This is a genomic window from Phycisphaerae bacterium (genome assembly GCA_035275405.1).
In the GTDB taxonomy this organism is placed as follows: domain Bacteria; phylum Planctomycetota; class Phycisphaerae; order UBA1845; family UTPLA1; genus DATEMU01.
Genome location: DATEMU010000015.1, coordinates 347,973 through 367,421 on the forward strand (window position 1 = coordinate 347,973; position 19,449 = coordinate 367,421).

Annotated in this window: 5 protein-coding genes; 3 read left to right on the forward strand and 2 right to left on the reverse strand. The window is 61.9% G+C overall.

Annotated features, from left to right (window positions below; genetic code table 11):
* Window positions 1-4: 4 nt before the first annotated feature.
* The gene (locus VJZ71_19235; GenBank protein HKQ50217.1) at window positions 5-2,896 is read right to left on the reverse strand and encodes a serine/threonine-protein kinase; all 2,892 of its coding nucleotides are present in this window, start codon (window positions 2,894-2,896) and stop codon (window positions 5-7) included.
* Window positions 2,886-3,521 carry a sigma-70 family RNA polymerase sigma factor gene (locus tag VJZ71_19240; protein HKQ50218.1) on the reverse strand — a complete coding sequence of 212 codons (636 nt, stop codon included), beginning with the start codon at window positions 3,519-3,521 and terminating at the stop codon, window positions 2,886-2,888. The genes VJZ71_19235 and VJZ71_19240 overlap by 11 nt, the downstream gene beginning before the upstream one ends.
* Before the next feature lie 329 nt (window positions 3,522-3,850).
* Here VJZ71_19240 and VJZ71_19245 point away from each other — a divergent pair, with 329 nt between their 5' ends.
* The 3 genes from VJZ71_19245 to VJZ71_19255 all read left to right on the forward strand — a co-directional run bounded on the left by VJZ71_19245 (window position 3,851) and on the right by VJZ71_19255 (window position 19,324).
* Window positions 3,851-8,236, forward strand: coding sequence for a S8 family serine peptidase (locus VJZ71_19245; protein HKQ50219.1), 4,386 nt, complete (start codon window positions 3,851-3,853; stop codon window positions 8,234-8,236).
* Window positions 8,237-8,374: 138 nt separating this feature from the next.
* A complete protein-coding gene (locus VJZ71_19250; protein HKQ50220.1) occupies window positions 8,375-14,374 on the forward strand; it encodes a S8 family serine peptidase in 6,000 nt (1,999 codons plus the stop codon).
* Window positions 14,375-14,635: 261 nt separating this feature from the next.
* Window positions 14,636-19,324, forward strand: coding sequence for a S8 family serine peptidase (locus tag VJZ71_19255; GenBank protein HKQ50221.1), 4,689 nt, complete (start codon window positions 14,636-14,638; stop codon window positions 19,322-19,324).
* The last annotated feature ends 125 nt before the right edge of the window (window positions 19,325-19,449 follow it).

Genomic DNA, 19,449 nt, shown 5'->3' on the forward strand with positions numbered 1-19,449 from the left:
TTACCTAATCCGCGCGGACCCGGTCCAGGTTCTTGCGGGTGCGATCGATCCGGGGGTCCGACGGCGCGAGCCGGAGTTGCTGGATTTCCAGGGCTTCTTTGAAGCAGGTGCGCGCCTCCTGGCTGTCGCCTCGCTTCAGGAGGATTTCACCGAGTTCGACGAGACAGACGGAGAGGTTCGGATGCTGCCGGCGCTCCAGGCCGCGCTCGATGTCAATCGCGTCGCGCAGACGCGATTCGGCGGATTGGGCATCACCCTGTGAACGATCGATGATCGCCAGACGGGCGAGGGCCCACGCACTGTCGGCGTGATCGGGACCCCAGCGCTTGCTCAGACTTTCGAGCGCACTTTGGCAGAGTTGAGTCGCTTCCGGTTGATCCGTCGGCAGTACGCCGGCCAGCCAGATTTGGGCGACGGCGGTTTCGGGGTGCGTGGGCCCCAGGCGATCACGGCGAATATCCAAGGCTTCGCGAATTAGTCCTTCGGCGGCGGCGCGGTCGCCACGTAGTGCCGCGATGCGGCCCAGGCCGATGAGGGCATTAGTCATCTTGGGATGGCGATCACCAAACAAGGCCCGCCAACATTCCTCCGCGTCGTCGTAGAGCTTCTTCGCTTCCTCCGGACGGTTCATCTCCAATAGCACAGCCGCGAGGTTTTGGCAGGCATAGCCCTTGGCGCGATGGTGGATTTTCGAGGCTCCTCCCCATTTCTCGTAGACGATCCGGCACAACGGTTCCGCCTCTCGATAGCGTCCCTGTTCCCTCAAAAATGTCGCATAGTTGTTCTTGGTGAGATTGCTGTCGCTCTCTCCGGCGACGCGTTCTTCCATTTCGACGGACTCGACGAACAGCGTTTCGGCCTCCACCGCCGCGCCGCGCGCGGCAAGCAGGTTGGCCAAATCGGACAGGGCATGGGAAAGCGTCCGGTGACCGTCGGGGAAGAGCTTGCGCAGGATGCGGACCTGTTCGCGATGCATCGACTCCGCCTGCTGGAATTGTCCCCATTGCGAGTAGATTTCTCCCAGGTTCGTCAACGTCTGGGCCACGTCAAAATGGTCATTCCCGTGAAGGCGGCGACGGATGGCCAGTGCTTCGACCAGGTGCGGCGCGGCCGTTTCGTAGCGACCCGCAGCGGTGAGCATTTCCGCGTAGCTGCTGAGCGCGGCCGCGAGGTGAAGGTCCTGGCCGGGCAGTGCCCGCCAAAGACGGATCGCCTCCTGATACCGGCGCTCCGCCTCCGGATATTCATTGCGTCGAAAGCGATTGTTGGCCAGGGCTCCCAGTGATTCGGCGACCGCAGGGTCTTTGTTTCCCAACAGTCGAACCCGCAGTTCGTATGCCTCGCGCAGTATCTTCTCGGCCTCCCTTGGATCCTCCCGGTGATCGGCCAACACTCCGACGAGGTGGAGCGTCGCCGCGTATGCGGCATCCTCGTTGGCCGTCGATGATTGACGAAGGATCAACGCCCTTTGGGCGTGCCGCCGGCCCGCCTCGTATTGATCCAACGCCAAATAGCCGCGGGCCAGCGTCTCGTGCATGGAGGCCAGCGTCGCTGCATCATCGGCCAGTTCGGTTTCCAGATTCTCCGCCGCGCGGTCCAGCAGGTCTCGGACGGAGACGTTGGCGCCGACGGCGCGGGGATCGATCGACTCGATCATGCTGGTGAGGTAGGCGCTGATGCGCTCGGCACGTCGAGCCTGGGTTCGCGCGGCATCGCGCTGCCTGGCAACCTGGGCTTTCTGGACGCCGAGCGTGAGGGCGGAGACGGCCATGACGAGGATCAGGGCCGCGCCGAGCGCAGCGGGAACCTTGTGCCGAAGTATGAGCTTGCGGAGCTGGTACAGGCCGCTGGGCGGCCGAGCAAGGATGGGCAGATTGGTCAAGTACCGGTCAATGTCTTCGGCAAAGGCTGCGGCGCTGGGATAGCGTTCAGAAGGTCCCTTGGCGAGCGCCTTGAGAATAATGGTTTCAAGGTCGCCGCGAAGACCGGGATGCGCAGCGCTGGGGTGCGCGACCGGTCGATCGCTGATGGTGCGCACGGCTTCCGCCCAGGCCGAAGTCTTGACTTCATAGGGCCTCGCACCGGTCAGTAATTCGTAAAGGATGAGCCCCAGCGTATAGACGTCGCTGCGGACGTCGACGGCCTCGGTCTCGCCGCGCGCCTGCTCGGGACTCATGTATGCCAGCGTACCGAGGAGGCGGCCGCTCTCAGTCACATTCGTGCCCAGTTCGCCGTCAGGATCGTGCAACCGGGCCAGACCGAAGTCGAGAATCTTGGGGTTGCCGGTGTCGTCAATGAGGATATTGGATGGCTTAAGGTCGCGATGGATCACGCCGCGTTGGTGGGCGTAGCTGATCGCCTCGCAGATTTTCTTGAACAGGACCAACGCATCGGCCGAAGGGCGGGAAGCGCCGCAAGGTCGGCACCACTCGCGCAGCGGCCGCCCGTTCACCAGCTCCATTGCAAAATAGTCCTGCCCCGCATCGGTCTGTCCGGCGTCGTAAATCGTGGCGATAAAGGGATGTTTGAGTCGAGCCAGCAATTGCACTTCGCGGCGGAAGAGCTTGACATGAGTGGGGTCCGAGTCCGAGCGGCGAAGCATGACCTTCAGGGCGACGGATCGCCCGGTCGACTCTTGCCGCGCCTCGTACACGACGCCCATACCGCCGCGGCCGATCTCACGGACGATCGTGTAATCGCCGGTGACCATCTCGATCGGTGGCGCTGAGGCCGGCGGCTGATAGAGGTTAGCCAACGCGGCGCCGAGGCTCGGCGCGCCGGCCTCATCGGGAGCCAGCGCGTCGATGGCCCCGGACGAACCTCTCCAAAAAGCGCGCAACGCTTCATCGACCGCTTCGGGAGAATTTGCGCCGGCGTCCGGATCTTCAAGCGTCATTGCGTGGGACCACCTTGCTTGAACCCGTCAGGTTTCGACGGAGCGTTCTGACCGCGCGGAGCAGGAGCATCGACGCCGCCGGCCTGCTGATGCCAAAATGTTCGGCGATATCCACGATGGGCAGTTGATCGAAAAAGGCCAGGGCGATCGCCGTACGATGCTCCTGTTTCAGATGTCCCATTTCCTCCAGGACGGCCCGAGTTTGTTCGGCCCGCGCGGCGACGCTGCGGGGCGAATGGTCCCTGGCGGCGACCAGGTCCTTCATAAACGCGACGCTGCTCAGTGCGGCGATGGAAGAGTCCAGCGAGGCGGCGGCGCGGCCCTGGGCGATGCGGCCGCTCTTTATGAAATCCGCCACACGCCGGCTCACGATGGTGGAGGCAAAGCGTTTCAAAGCCGCGACCACCGGGTTTCGTAGCGTTGGCAGTCCGGCGATGATGTCCATAAGCGCCTGCTGAGAGAGGTCCTCGACCGCATGGTCCTGGCTGATTCCGGGGGCCAATCGGACAAGCACCATGGCCCGAACTTGGGGCGCCAGCGCTTCGGCGATGGCCTCCCGAGCAGGCACCGACCCCTGGGTGGCCTCGAGTATCTGGGCATCAGTTACTGCTTCTGCGCCGAACATCTGAAATGGCAATAGGTTATCAGATGCCTGCGCCAGCCGCCATTCGGCGCGGGATCGAAGTCAGTTCGTAAAATAATTGTCGTGGTCGCCTGGATGGGCGCAACGAAATAAATTGTAAAAACACGCGTCACACCTCAAGAATGAGGAATTTGACAGGCAAAAGGGGCATTACAGGGTCGCCACAACCGGCAGGGCAAATATAGCAATGGAAGGCCGCGGAGGTATAATACGGCCTGCTCGGATACCGCCGGTGCCGGCTGCAGGTAGCGGATGTCAGGTCGTGTTGTACGGGGCGATGGAACGCCCGCACGAGGGGAAGGAAGAGGCACGTGGCTCGCGGGTTCCTGGGTTCTGCGCTCGCCTTGTGGGCGTTGGCTTTGAGTGCGCCTTCGCCTGCTCGCTCACAGGTTCGATGGCACAGCGGATCAACGTCGGTACCGGCGGCGACGCGCGATCAGATTCACTCTTCCATTCAAGCGTTGGCGACAAACGAAACGGATCGCCATGTCCTGGTCAAATTGGACGGGCCTGCACCGCGCGCGCTTGCCGCCCAATTGGCGGCCGATGGCCTGGTTCTCCTCGACTATGTCGGTGACGACGCCTATTTTGCGACACTACGGGCGACTCCTCAGAACGCCGAACGACTGGCAAATTCTCAAAGCGTCAAGAATGTGGTTGCCATCTCGTCGAGCTGGAAACTACATCCCGATTTGACGGCGGATCGCGTGCCCCCCTGGGCGATCGTTGGTCGAAACGGGCCCACTGCAAAGGTTGGAGCGATCGAGAAAACGGAAGCGGGAGCGGGACTTACGATCGCCGCTTACGTCAAGTTGCATCCCGATGTTCGACTGGAGGTAGAGGGGGTTGAGGCCTGTCGCCGCCATGGAGCGAAGATCCGCTCCTACCTGTCGACGATCAACGGATTGGTCGTGGAGATGCCGCTGGCCAATGTCGCCGTGCTGGCGGAGGAAGACATTGTTGAATGGATCGAGCCGCCGCTGCCGCGCCTGGGCCCGACCAATAACGGGATTCGTGCGCGAGTTGGGGCCAACACCGCACAGGCTCCGCCCTACGGACTGACCGGCGCCGGCGTCACCGCCCTGGTTTACGACTCCGGGACGGCGCGGGCCAGTCATGTTGATTTCGGGGGACGACTTTCGATCAGAGACGGCGCACCGCTTTACGAACATTCCACGCATGTGGCGGGGACGCTGGGGGGCAGCGGCGCGGCCAGCGGGGGACTTCACCGCGGAATGGCGCCCGGCGTGCAGATTGAATCGTATGGGTTTGAGCAGTCCGGTGGACCGGCGCCCGGATTTCTTTATACCGACCCCGGCGATCTCGAAGCGGACTACGGCGACGCGATTAATTCGCACGGGGCCAACCTCGCCAATAACTCGATCGGGACTAACGTGGCGGTCAACGGTTTTCCATGTGAGTGGGAAGGGAATTACGGGTTGACCTCGTCGGTCATTGACGCCATTGCGCGGGGCTCGCTGGGCACTCCTCTGCCGATCGTCTGGGCAGCGGGGAATGAGAGGAAGTTCCCTTCGCGGTGTGGGGCGCTGTACGGAACCATTGCGCCACCTTCGGGCTCAAAGAATGCGCTCTGCGTGGGGGCCGTCAATTCCAACGACGATTCCATGACCAGCTTTTCCGGCTGGGGGCCCACCGACGACGGGCGGTTGAAGCCGGACATCTGCGCGCCGGGGTGCGAGGTCGGCGGCGATAACGGCGTCACCTCGACGTCGGGGTCAAGCGACGTGGCCTATTCGGTTTTCTGCGGAACGTCCATGGCGGCGCCGACGGTCACCGGTCTGGGCGCCCTCCTGTTGGAGGACTATCGCGCGCAGTACCCGGAGCGGCCGGATTTTCGCAGCGCGACGTTGAAGGCCGTGCTGGCGCATACCGCAATCGATCTTGGTAATACGGGCCCGGATTATCAATTCGGGTATGGATCGGTTCGCGTGGTCCCCGCGATCGAGCAGCTCCGCAGCGGATATTTTGTGGAAGGGTCGTTGGAACTGGGATCGGTGTATCAGGCGAGCGTGACGGTGATCGATGGCGAGGCTCCCCTAAGGGTGACGCTGGCCTGGGACGATGCGCCGGCGGCGCCCAACGTCGTTACGACGCTGGTCAACGACCTGGAGCTGCGCGTCTACGATCCGACCGACGGCGTTCATTTTCCCTGGACCCTCGATGCGGCGAATCCCGCGGCGCCGGCGATACGCATCCAGGCCGATCACCTCAACAACATGGAACAGGTGGTCATTGATGGGCCGGCGCCGGGTGTCTATCGGATTGAAGTTACGGGCTTTACCCTGCCAATGGGTCCTCAGACCTTTTCGTTGTGCGCCTCCCCGAGGCTCGCCCCGTGTTCGAGCAGGGGAAGCCTGGCGATCGGCCGTTCCACCTATTCCTGCTTCGACAGCCTTACCGTGCAGGTCGTCGATTGCGACCTGAACGCGAACGACCAAACTGTGGAGACGACCACCGCGCACGTGGCGTCGGGAACGAACCCGATCGGATCGATGGTGCAATTGACGGAGTCCGCGGCAGACAGCGCGACGTTCACGGGGACGGTGCAACTGACCGAAACGTTAAGTCCCCGGATGGAGCGTGGGACGGAGTTTCTGATCCCCGAAGTCGTCGAAGGGGACCCCGAGTTGGTTGAGGTCTGGCGATTGTTGTCCGGCGAGCCAGGGGCCGAACTTCTAGTGACGCACGGCGATTCTGTCGCGGCCAGCTATGTCGATGCCGATGATGGGGAGGGCGGCAGCAACGTTATGGTCAGTGATTCCGCGAACGTCGATTGCCAGGGGCCGGCGACGAACAATCTACAAGTGGCCTCGCTGGGTCCGCGGCGCGCGACAATCACCTTCGATACGGATGAACCCGTTTATGCGTCGCTCCTGTATGGGACGGATTGCGAGGCGCTGAGCAGCGTGGCGTCCTCCGGCGGGATTCGCACGCAGCATACGATCAATCTAAAAGACCTGGTCGAGACAACAACGTACTATTATGTGGTCTGGATCATGGACGAGGCGGGAAATTTCAGCGTCGTGCCCAGCGACGAATCGTGCCTGTCGTTCACGACGCCGGTCGTGCCGGAATTTTTCACGGAGATATTCGAGAGCGACGACAACGATCTGGAAATGCGCTCGATCCTGTTCACGCCGGACGGCTCGGCGGATTTCTACACGGCCTGTGTCGAGCCGATCACCATTCTCCCGACGAATCCCACGGGCGGAACGGTCCTGGCCATGCCGGACGACGGCCCTCCCGTTACGATCAACGTTGGCGGCGGGGCGAGCGTCTGGCTGTACGGCCAGGCGTACACGACGTTCCATGTCAGCCCCAACGGTTACATCGTGTTCGGCACTCCGGATACCTGGTTCCTGGAGACGACGGAGAAACATTTCCTGTTTCCGAGGATCTCGGCCTTCTTTGACGATTTGGATCCGACCATGGGCGGCTCCGTGAGTTGGATACAGCTCGCCGACCGCGTGGCCGTCACCTGGCTCAATGTCCCCGAGTGGTTCGGTTTCAACTCCAACACGTTTCAGGCGGAGCTTTACTTTGACGGTCGGATTCAAATCACCCTGCTGAACCTCGACGCCTTTGACGGGCTGGTCGGGCTTTCAGCCGGCTCGGGCTTGTCGCCGGATTATTACGAGTCCGACCTTTCTGCGATCATTCCGTGCAACGAGGAAGCGCCAATGGCGTTGGAGGAGACCGCCGAGACGCCCATGAACGCGTCCGCCGCGGTGATGCTAACGGCGACCGACGAGAACGACAGCACGCTTACTTATATTGTCACGTCATTACCGACGCATGGACGATTGAGCGATCCCCTGTCCGGGCCGATTGAAAGCGTCCCCTACGAACTGGCGGCGGGCGGCCGCGAGGTCCATTATGCAGGGTATTCCGGGTTTGCCGGCGGGGACGCGTTCAGCTTTCAGGCGGCGGATGCCTACTTTGTATCCAATGAGGCGGCGGTTCGCGTCCTGGTGGGGACACGGCAACCTGCTTATCAGTTTCCGCTGAACTCCAACCCGGGCTGGACGGTCCAGGGCGCCTGGGGGTTTGGACCGCCGCTGGGATTGAGCGGTGATCCTGCCACTGCATGGACCGGCTCCAATGTTTTTGGGTTCAACCTTGCCGGCGCCTATTCGAACAATATTGGATCGCCCCAATTCCTGACGACGTCGGTCATGGACTGTTCGACGCTGGCAGGAACGCGCGTTCGCTTCCGACGCTGGCTGGGCATCCAGGCGTCGAGCGGAGATCAGGCGAAGGTTGAAGTGGCGACCAGCCAAAATCCCTGGACGCCCGAATGGCAGCACGTTGGGACCGCGATCGGCGATACGAGCTGGACGCTCGTGGATCTGGACATCTCCGGATTGGCGGACGGGAAGACCGGAGTGCGAGTGCGATGGGGTCTGGGCCCGACGGACGCTTCGGGAACTTCCTGCGGATGGAATCTCGACGACATCGAAATCTGGGGCATCCCGCCGGGTCCGTGCAACGAAGTAATACCGGGGGACGCGGATTTGAACGGAGTCGTCGATGGCCGGGACGTGGCGGCATTTGTCGAGGTCTTACTCAACCCCCCGGGGCCGGGTGTTCACGAACAATGCGCTTCTGACCTGGTCGTGGACGGCATTGTCAACTTGCAGGACGTCGAGTTCCTGGCCGGCGAGCTGCTCAAGTAACCGGCCCAGTTTCGGCACCGCCGCGTGCCGGCAACCTCCACCCATCAAATTCCGTTATTGTTTGCGTTAACTTCAGGGTACAATGCCCGATAACGCCGACCAAGAAAGTCCGGTTCGGGAGGATTTGAAGTGACCAAGATGTCTTCGCGCGTCGTTTTCCTCGCTTCATGGCTGATGGGGATGGCGGTCCTGTCGAGTGTGGCTGCCGGCGACGTTCGCTGGCGCAATGGATCGGCGCCAATTCCGCGGCGCCAACCAGGCCAAATCGGTATGGCGATCGAAGAGATCACGCGAGGGGGCGGCGCGCGCCATATCGTCGTGCAATTCGATGAGCCCATCACGGATAACGACAAGACGACGCTGGCGGCGGCGGGAATTCGCCTGCTGGACTTCCTGGGGGATAACGCGTTCTTTGCCTCGGTCGATCGCAGTCGCCTCGATGCGGCAGCCCTTGCCGCAGTGCCGGGCTTTTCGCGCGTCACGGTCGTCGACCCGAGTTGGAAGCTGCATCCATCTCTGTCGATCGGTGAGATTCCGAAATGGGCGATCCAGGCCCCGGAGGAACTCGACGAAGGCGAAGCGGGTTCGTCGCGCGAGGGTCCTCTGCCGGCCGATCCGATCGTGGCCGTCCTGGTGAAGTTTCATCCGGATGTGCCCCTCGCGACGGAGGCGGTGGATATCTGCAGGCAGTATGGGGCCAACGTGAAGTCATCCCTGTCGCTCGTCAACACGCTCGTGATCGAACTTCCTCAATCAATGTTGATGATGCTCGTGGCGGAAGACGCGGTGGAATGGATGGAACCGCCGCTTCCGGCGCTTCAGGAGATTAACGCCGAAAACCGGGCGCTGACCGGGGCCAACACGGTACAGGCACCGCCTTACAGCCTCACCGGCGCGGGTGTAAATGTCTTGATCTATGACGGCGGGCGAGTGCGTACTACGCACGTCGATTTTCAAGGCCGCGCCGTGATCGGTTCGGCAGAAGCGACTTGCAGCACCATTAGCAGTCACTCGACTCACGTCGCCGGCACGGTCGGTGGCGCGGGCGTGGCCAATGCGAACAACAAGGGCATGGCCCCAGGTGTGAACATCATTTCATATGGCTTTGATCAGGATGCATCGGGGACCGGTTGTCCGCCGTTGAGTCAGGGGTTCCTTTATACCAACCCCGGCGACTTGAACCATGACTACAACGCGGCGATCAACGCGGACGGGGCGCATATTTCCAACAACTCGATCGGCACAAACACGGCGCCGAACGGGTATCCCTGTTCATGGGAAGGTGATTACGGCGTAACCGACACGCTCATCGACTCGATTGTCCGCGGGGGGCTGGGGACGCCCTTTCGGGTGATCTGGGCCAACGGGAACGAACGGCAAACCTCGACCTGTAACGACCCGAACCCGAACGTTCCGGCGGGCTATCACAAGACCGCGCCGCCGGCGTGTGCGAAGAACCATATCACCGTCGGGGCGACCAATGCGAACGACGACTCGATGACCAGTTTCTCGAGTTGGGGTCCGGCGGATGACGATCGCATGAAGCCCGACGTCTCAGCGCCGGGGTGTCAGGCGGGAGGGGATGGAGGGGTGACTTCCTGCACCAGTACCAGCGACACCTCTTATGGGTCATCGTGCGGTACGTCGATGGCCTCCCCCACGGTGTGCGGCTTGTCGGCGCTCATCATGCAGGACTATCGGGCGCACTTCGGGATGGCCACGCCGTTCATGCGGAACTCGACGCTGAAGATCCTCCTGGCGCATACGGCGGTGGATCGCGGCAATGTCGGTCCGGACAATCAGTTCGGCTATGGCTCGGTGCGCGTGCAGCCCGCCATCGACTTCATGCGGAGCAATAACTATGGGAACTTCCTCGAGAACCAGATCAGCCAGGGGGGCTCGTACAATACGCTGGTGGTGGTGAATCCCGGCGATCCAGTGATGAAGGTCACGCTGGCCTGGGATGACGTTCCGGGGACGCCGAACGTCAGTCCGGCGCTGGTGAACGACCTCGACCTCGTCGTGTTCGATCCGAACAACGTGCAGCGATTTCCCTGGACGCTCGGCGGTCTGGCCAATCCCAGCGCCCCGGCGGTGCAGACGCAGGCTAATCACGTGGACAATATCGAGCAGGTGCTGGTGAATGCGCCGATCCCGGGCGTGTACCGCGTCGAGGTGCATGGATTCAACGTGCCGCAGGGTCCGCAGCCGTTTTCGATTTGTGCGTCGCCGTTGTTGGTGAACTGCTCCCAGCAGGGGTTAATTGCTCTCGATCGGAATCAATACACGTGCACCGCAAGCGCCACGATTCGAGTCGTCGACTGCGACCTCAACACCGATGATAACGTCGTCGAGACGGTTAACGTGACGGTCGATTCGACAACCGAGCCGGGAGGCGAGACGGTCCTCTTGACCGAGACCGGGGCGCAGACGGCGGCGTTCGAAGGTGCGATTTCGTTGGACTCAACGGATTCCTCCGGCGTCCTGCAAGTGGCCCATGGCGATACGGTGACGGCGACGTACACCGACGCGGACGACGGGTTGGGTGGGATCAACGTGGTTGTGACCGACACGTCGGCGGTCGATTGCCAGCCGCCTGTCATTTCCAATGTTCAGACATCGAACCTCGGCCCGCACACGGCGACCGTGACGTTCACAACGGACGAAGCGGCGCAGGGCACCGTTCGCTACGGGACGAGTTGCACCTCGCTGACCCAGTCGGTCTTGGAATCCGCCTTTGGCACGTCGCACACTCTCGTGCTCCAGGGTCTCCTGGACGATACGCAGTATTTCTTTGCGATCGACGCCGTCGATCCGGCCACGAACTCCGCCACAGACGACAACGCCGGCGGCTGTTACGCGTTTACTACGCCGGAGATTCCGGACTCCTTTACCGAGGAATTCACGGCGGGCGATTTTGACCTCGACGATACGTCGCTTCTGTTCACGCCGAACGCGTCGATCGACTTCTACTCGCTGTGCTCAACTTCGATCAGCGTACTGCCGACGGACCCGGCCGGTGGCACCGCTTTGACACTAGCAGACAACGCGAACGCCAACGTGGTGTTGACCGGTGCCAACCAGGTTTCGCTCTATGGCGTAAACTACGCCAGCTTTTTCATCGGCAGTAATGGCTATATCACGTTTACGGCGGGAGATACCGACTCGTCGCCGACGGTCGGGGATCACTTCGATACGGCTCGGATCTCCGCCCTGTTTGCCAACCTGAATCCGGCGCTGGGCGGAACCGTGTCATGGAAGGAACTCGCCGATCGCGCGGTCGTCACCTGGGAGAACGTCCCGGAAGCTTTGACCGCGAATACAAACACGCTTCAGGTGGAGATGTTTTTCGACGGCCGGCTAAGATTGAGTTTCCTGAGGGTGGACCTCACCGACGGCATCACCGGCCTGTCGGGGGGCGGTGGCATTCCTCCCGATTACGCTGAAATGGACTTGTCGGCATTGGCCCCCAGCTGTGGTCCGCAGCCGCCGGCCGCGGCGAGTCGGACCATTGAAACCCCCGTCAGTATCGCGACCGACATTACGTTGGTTGCCGGCGACGACGGCGTCCCCGGTCCGCTGAGCTACATCATTACGTCGTTACCCCTCGCACCTTTGGAAGACGTCGGCAACAGCTACTCGATTACACCCGGAGACTTGCCCTACACGCTCTTTGGCGGGGGCAATCAGGTCCGTTATCACTCCGGCGCGGCGCCGACGACCGATCCCTTCCAATTCAAGGTCAACGACGGCGGGACGCCTCCGACCGGCGGCGATTCCAACCTTGCAACCATTACCGTGCAGGTTCAGCCGGTACTGGCGTTGCCGTTCTCGGATGCGTTCCCGACCACGACGTTTGATCCGGCGAAGTGGCATCTGATCGATACGGCCACGATCGACGGCGTCGGAATCGCCGAACCGAGCCTGCCGAACTCGGCCCGGCTCAATGCCGATCCCAACGGCAGCGACGAAATCCGCACGCACCTGATCAATCTGGCGAACGAAACGGCCGTACGGCTGATATATTTCTACCAACAGGCTGGAGGCGGCGAATCACCAGACGCGGGAGACGACTTGTTCGTGGAATTCTATAACAACGTTGGAAGCTGGGAACTCGTAAACCAGCACTTCGGCTCCGAACCGGATATGGGGACCTATCAGCCAGTCAATGTGCTGTTGCCGGCATCGGCCTTCCACCCCGCCTTCCGGCTGCGCTTCCGCACGACCGGCACGTCCGGCGCGTTCGACGATTGGTTTGTCGATGACGTAAGCGTGACAGTGGCCAGCGCCCCGACCGCGAGCAACAGCGCCGTGACCGCGCCGTTCAACGGCTTCCTGGACATCACACTCATCGCCAGCGATCCCAACATGGATCCCTTGACCTATATCATCGCGTCGCTGCCCAGCAATGGAACGATCCAGGATCCGGGCGCCGGCCTGGCGGACATCACCACCGTCCCCTACACCCTCGCCGCCAACGGCAACCTTGTCCGTTATGTGCCCGATACCGGCTTCGGCGGACTGGACCCGTTCACGTTTATGGTCAACGACGGAGTGAATGATTCAAATGTGGCGACGGTATCGGTTACCGTCGAACCGGTGTTGACACTCCCGTTCATCGACACGTTCCCGACCACGACTTTCGATCCCGGCAAGTGGGGATTCATATCCAACGCGACGATCGACGGGCTGGGCATTGCCGAGCCGAGCGAGCCGTCTTCGGCACGGTTCAACGGCGACCCGGCCGCCGGCGACGAGATTCGCACCTATGCGATCGATTTATCGAGTGCCGGTGTCGCGCGCCTCACCTACTACTTCGAGTGCAGGGGCGGGGGAGAAAGTCCGGATTCCGGCGATGATTTGATCATCGAGTACCTCGACGGCTTCGGTGTTTGGAGGGAATTGCAACGGCATCCGGGCTCGCTTCCGGATATGACCACGTATCAGCAGGTTGATATGCAGCTTCCGGCGGGGGCGATGCATTCGAGCTTCCGCCTTCGGATTCGCAACTCAGGCACCTCGGGCGCGTTCGACGACTGGTTTGTCGATAATATTTCGCTGGTGGTAGCGAATGCGCCGACGGCGGTGAACGGCGCTGTGTCGACCCCGTCAGACACCCTCGTGAATATCACGCTGGTGGCCAGCGATCCGAACCTGGATCCACTGGACTACCTCATCACGACTTTGCCAACGAACGGATCACTTCGCGATCTGAATAACGGGCTGATCATGGTCGCGCCGTACGCACTGATCGGGGGAGGCGACGGGGTGCGCTACACGCCCAACCTCGGTTTTTCCGGGAATGACGGGTTCCAATTCAAGGTGAGCGACGGAACGCACGAGTCGAATACCGCGACGGTGACGATCGCGGTTGGCGGCGCGCAGCCGGTGCATGTTTTCCCATTGGATAGCGACCCGGGTTGGACGGCGGATGCGGGACCGGGCGGCGGCTCGGGACCCAATGGCGGTGGGTGGGCATTTGGCACACCAACGAACACCGATCCGCCGTGCGGAACGGGCCGTGTCGATCCACCGGGCGGATTCACCGGGGCCACTGTGTACGGCTACAACCTGGCGGGATGTTATACGAATAATCTGTTGTTTACGCGCTGGTTGACGACGACGGCGATCAATTGCACGAGCCTCTCCAGCGTGCAGCTTCGGTATCGGCGCTGGCTGGGCGTCGAGTCGGCGAACTTCGATCACGCGAACATTCAAGTGTCGAACGACGGGGTGAACTGGACGACCGTGTGGAATCACACGGCCACCACGGCAATCAACGACTCCACCTGGTCGCTTCAGACATACAGCCTGCTCGGCGTAGCGGACAATCAGCCGACGGTATTCCTGCGCTGGGGGATGGGTACAACGGACGGGTCCGTGACCTATCAGGGCTGGAACATCGATGACATCGAAATCCTCGCCCTTGCGCCCAGCGCGTGCAGCGGCGGGACCTACGGGGACGTTAATCTCGATTTGGCGATTGACGCCGGGGACGCCCAGAAATTCACTGACGTACTGCTTAATCCCGGCGGGGCCACTGCTGCGGAAAAATGCGCCGCGGATGTTCATGCGGATGGCACAATCGACGATTTGGACCTCGAGGAATTCGTGGAGCTATTACTCGCCCAGCCCTAGGCGAACCAAGGGGACGTCGGCCTCAAAACGATGGTGGCAACGCACCCGCACTGCAGAATTGGGGATAAAGGCGACGCCCGCCCCCGCGTTGCCCTTTAGTTTTCCGCGGTGATTTGATACGATGGGGGGGCGTGAGGGAGTGCACCGCGAGTCGGACAAATCCACATTGGGGTGGAGAGGTCGCCTGGGCGGGCTCCATGAGACATTTCAATCAAGGAAAATAACGTGTTCAAAATGCGCGCTCGTCGAGTGTTCCGGATCGTGACTCTGGTTGTGGTCGGCGCGGTCGCTGCCCGCGCGGATGCCGACATTCGCTGGCGAAACGGCGCGATGCCGTTAGCCCGCCGGCAGGCCGGACAGATCGGTCCCGCGATCGAGGAGCTCACGCGCGGGGTCGGGGCGCGGCACATGGTGGTGCAATTTGACCAACCGATCACAGAGGAGGATCGGGCGAAGCTGGAAGCCTCGGGGGTTCAGCTCCTTGATCCGTTAAGCGACAACGCATTCTTCGCGGCAGTGAACGGTCGCCCGCTGGACGCGGCGGGGCTGGCGGCGGTCCCGGGTTTTTCGCGGGTGGCGGCCGTCGATCCGAGTTGGAAGCTGCACCCGTCATTGGCGATGGGGGATATTCCCGCCTGGGCCATCGTCACGCCGGAGAAGAAGGAGACCGACGACCAAAAGGAGTCTGTTTCGCGCGCGGTGGAGCCGGTGGCGGCGGACGCCATGGTGGCGGTGTATATCAAGTTTCATGCGGATGTGCCGCTGGCGACAGAGGCGGTGAATGTCTCCCGGCAGTATGGGGCGAACGTCAAGTCGCAGCTTCCAATCGTGAATACGTTGGTCATCGAGTTGCCGAGCGCCATGATCGCTGCATTGGCGGCGGAGGATATCGTGGAGTGGATCGAGCCGCCGTTGCCCGCCTTGCAGGAAGTCAACGCGGAGAACCGGGCGTTGACGGGGGCGAACACGGTACAGGCCCCGCCGTACAGTTTGACCGGCGCGGGGGTGAACGTTCTCGTTTATGACGGTGGACGTGTTCGAACGACTCACGTCGATTTTCAGGGGCGCGCCGTAATCGGATCGGCCGAAGCCCCGTGCAGCGGGCTTAGTGATCACTCCACTCACGTGGCCGGTACGGTCGCGGGTGGGGGTGTGGCCAATGCGAATAACAAGGGCATGGCCCCGGGCGCCAACATTATTTCCTACGGGTTCCAGCAAAGCGCATCGGGAACGACGTGTCCGTCGCTGAGCGCGGGCTTTCTGTATACGGACCCCGGCGACTTAAATCATGACTACGACGCGGCGATTAACGTGGACGGGGCGCATATTTCCAACAACTCGATCGGCACAAACACTGCTCCGAACGGGTTTCCCTGTTCATGGGAAGGCGACTACGGCACCACTTCCGCCCTCATCGATTCCATTGTCCGAGGTTCATTGGGGTCGCCGTTCCGGGTTATCTGGGCGAATGGCAATGAGCGGGGATCGGGCGCATGCGGCACGACGTATCATACGACCGCGCCGCCGGCGTGCGCGAAGAACCACATAACGGTTGGGGCGCTGAACGCCAACGACGATTCTCTTACTAGTTTTACTAGTTGGGGCCCGGCGGATGATGATCGCATGAAGCCCGATGTGTCCGCGCCGGGTTGCCAGGTCGGTGGGGACGGTGGGGTGACATCGTGTCTGGCTTCGAGCGATACGGCGTACGGATCGTTCTGCGGGACATCGATGGCCTCCCCCACGGTGTGCGGCCTGTCGGCGCTCATCATGCAGGACTATCGGGCGCACTTCGGGATGGCGACGCCCTTCATGCGGAACTCGACACTGAAGATCCTGCTGGCGCATACGGCGGTGGATCGCGGCAATGTCGGTCCGGACAACCAGTTCGGCTACGGCTCGGTGCGGGTGCAGCCGGCCATCGACTTCATGCGCAGCAACAACTACGGCAACTTCATCGAGAACCAGGTTAGCCAGGGGGGCTCGTACAATACGCTGGTGGTGGTGAATCCCGGCGATCCGGTCATGAAGGTGACGCTGGCGTGGGATGACGTGCCGGGGACGCCGAACGTCAATCCGGCGCTGGTGAACGATCTCGACCTCGTGGTCTTCGATCCGAACAACGTGCAACGCTTCCCGTGGACGCTCGGCGGTCTGGCCAATCCCAGCGCCCCGGCGGTGCAGACGCAGGCCAATCACGTGGACAATATCGAGCAGGTCTTGGTGAATGCCCCTACGCCGGGTGTGTATCGCGTCGAGGTGCGGGGATTCAATGTGCCGCAGGGCCCGCAGCCGTTCTCGGTTTGCGCCTCGCCGCTGCTGGTGAACTGCTCGCGGCAGGGCCTGATCACGCTTGATCGTGTCAAGTATGCGTGCAGCAGTTCGGCCACGATCCGTGTCGTCGATTGTGACCTCAACACCAATGACAATGTCGTTGAGACTGTCAACGTCACGATTGGTTCCACGACGGAGCCGGCGGGCGAAACCGTTCTCCTGACGGAAACGGGCGCCCAGACGGCGACGTTCCAGGGTTCGATTAGTCTCTCGACAACGGACAGCCCCGGGGTGCTGCACATCGCCCATGCCGACATGGTGACGGCCACGTACATCGACGCCGATGACGGCCTCGGCGGCCTGAATGTCGTCGTGACGGATACGGCGACCGTGGATTGCGTGCCGCCCATCATCAGCAACGTACAGGTTTCGGCGATTGGCCCGCACACGGCGACGGTGACCTTCGACACCGACGAACTGGCCAACGGCGTTGTTCATTACGGGACGACTTGTGGGACGCTGACTTCGTCTGCGGCAGAAGGCGGCGATCATACGGCGCATTCCGTGGTGATTAGCGGCATCGATGAGAATTCGACGTACTTCTTTTCCGTCGAGGCGACGGACCAGGCGGCCAACGCGGCGTCGGATGACAATTCGGGCGCTTGCTACACGTTTCAGACGCCGGATATTCCCAATTTCTTCACCGAGAATTTCGACGGCAACGATAACGACATGGACAATCGGAGCGTCCTCTTTACGCCGAATGGATCCTTCGACTTCTATGCGATGTGCGGCGCGCCCATCGTAGCGTTGCCCACGGACCCAACCGGGGGGACACCGATCACCAGCTGGACCGGAACGGCGGATGACGGCAACGCGCTCATTACGCTGACCGGTGGCAATACCGTGTCGATCTATGGGGATACGTACGGTAGCTTCTACGTGAACACGAACGGAAACGTCACGTTCGTTTCCGGCGACAACGACTATACCGAGACGCTGGGCGATCATTTCGCGGCCCGGCGTGTGGCGGCCGTCTGGGACGATCTCAATCCAGGAACGGGCGGCACCGTGAGCTGGAAGCAGCTCGCGGATCGGGCCGTGGTGACGTGGCAGGGCGTGCCGGAGTACAGCACGACGAACTCCAATACTTTCCAAATCGAACTGTACTTCGACGGCCGTATCCAAATCGCCTACCTCGCGGTCGCTGTGGCCGACGGTCTGGCGGGGTTGTCGGGCGGGACGGGACTTTCGCCGGATTTCTTTGAAACCGATCTTTCAGCGGCGGCGGCGTGCGGACCGTTGCCTCCATCGGCCTCCAATTCGTCGATCAATACGCCGGTGAACACCGCCGCCGATGTGACGCTGGTGGCGGGCGATCCCAATCTCGATCCGCTGACTTTCATCATTGTGTCACTGCCCATTCACGGCAATCTGCGCGATCCCGGGACGGGATACACCGTGATCGGAAGCGTTCCCTATACGCTCGTCGGCGGAGGAGACGTCGTCCGCTATACGCCTGCCTCGGGCTACAACGGTCCCGATAGTTTCACGTGGAAGGCGAACGACGGAATGTCTGATTCAAACATTGCGACGGTCAGCATTACTGTTGGTGGCCCGCAGGCGATTCATGTGTTCAATATGGATACCAATCCCGGTTGGACCACGAGCGGACAATGGGCATGGGGCCAGCCCACAGGCGGTGGAAGCCACAATTTTGATCCTCCGTCCGGCTTTACCGGCTCCAACGTCTACGGCTACAACCTCACCGGAGATTACCCGAATAGCTTGTCGCCGGTGCAGTACCTCACAACTCTAGCTATTGACTGTTCAGGAGTGACGCAGACCGAACTTCGGTTCCGGCGCTGGTTGGGCATCGAATCTGCGACCTATGACCACGCCAATATCGAGGTTTCCAACAATGGGTCTACGTGGACCACTGTTTGGAATCACACTGGTGGAGCGTTGAGCGAGTCCTCATGGTCGCTCCAGACTTACAACATCGCGGCCGTCGCCGATGGCCAACCCACGGTCTATATTCGCTGGGGCATGGGCACGACGGATACGTCCATCACCTATCCCGGTTGGAACATCGACGACGTCGAGATCTGGGCCCTCGCGCCATCGTGCCCGGCGATCTCGGTTGATCCGGCCTCCTTGCCCAACGCGACAGCCGGCGGGGCGTACAACGAGGTGGTGACGGCCTCGGGCGGGACTGGGCCGTACAGCTTCGCCGTGACGACCGGCAGTCTGCCCGCCGGTCTGACGCTCTCGGCCGGTGGCGTCCTTTCCGGCACGCCCTCGGGTCCCGGCGGGATCGCCAACTTCACGATCACGGCAACCGATGCCAACAGTTGTACGGGCGAGCGGGCCTACGCCCTGGCCGTTAACTGTGCGACGATCACGCTCTCGCCGACGTCGCTGCCAGCGACGTTTGTAGATCGCACCTATGAGAAGACGCTCACCGCCGGCGGCGGGAGCGGTCCCTACAGTTACGCGGTGACGGCTGGCGCGCTGCCCCCGGGCATGACACTCTCGCCAAGCGGCGTGATCTCGGGAACGAGCGCGGTCGGCGGGACCTACAACTTCACAGTGACGGCCACGGATTCGGCCGGCTGCCCCGGTAGCCGGGCCTACTCGATCGCCGTTCGCGTGCGGGTTGTGGATCCGATCTGATTCGCACGATGTGAGTCGGATGGCGAACGCTCTTGGATGCCCCGGTCGCGCGACACGCGCGGCCGGGGCTTATTTTTTCGGAATTATCCCCTTCACTCAGGTAAATCGCCATAAGAAACCGGGGC

Excerpts from the sequence above, each read along its gene's own strand:
- VJZ71_19250 (HKQ50220.1), top strand. The coding sequence starts at position 8,375 with ATGTCTTCGCGCGTCGTTTTCCTCGCTTCATGGCTGATGGGGATGGCG.
- VJZ71_19240 (HKQ50218.1), bottom strand. The coding sequence starts at position 3,521 with ATGTTCGGCGCAGAAGCAGTAACTGATGCCCAGATACTCGAGGCCACC.
- VJZ71_19235 (HKQ50217.1), bottom strand. The coding sequence starts at position 2,896 with ATGACGCTTGAAGATCCGGACGCCGGCGCAAATTCTCCCGAAGCGGTC.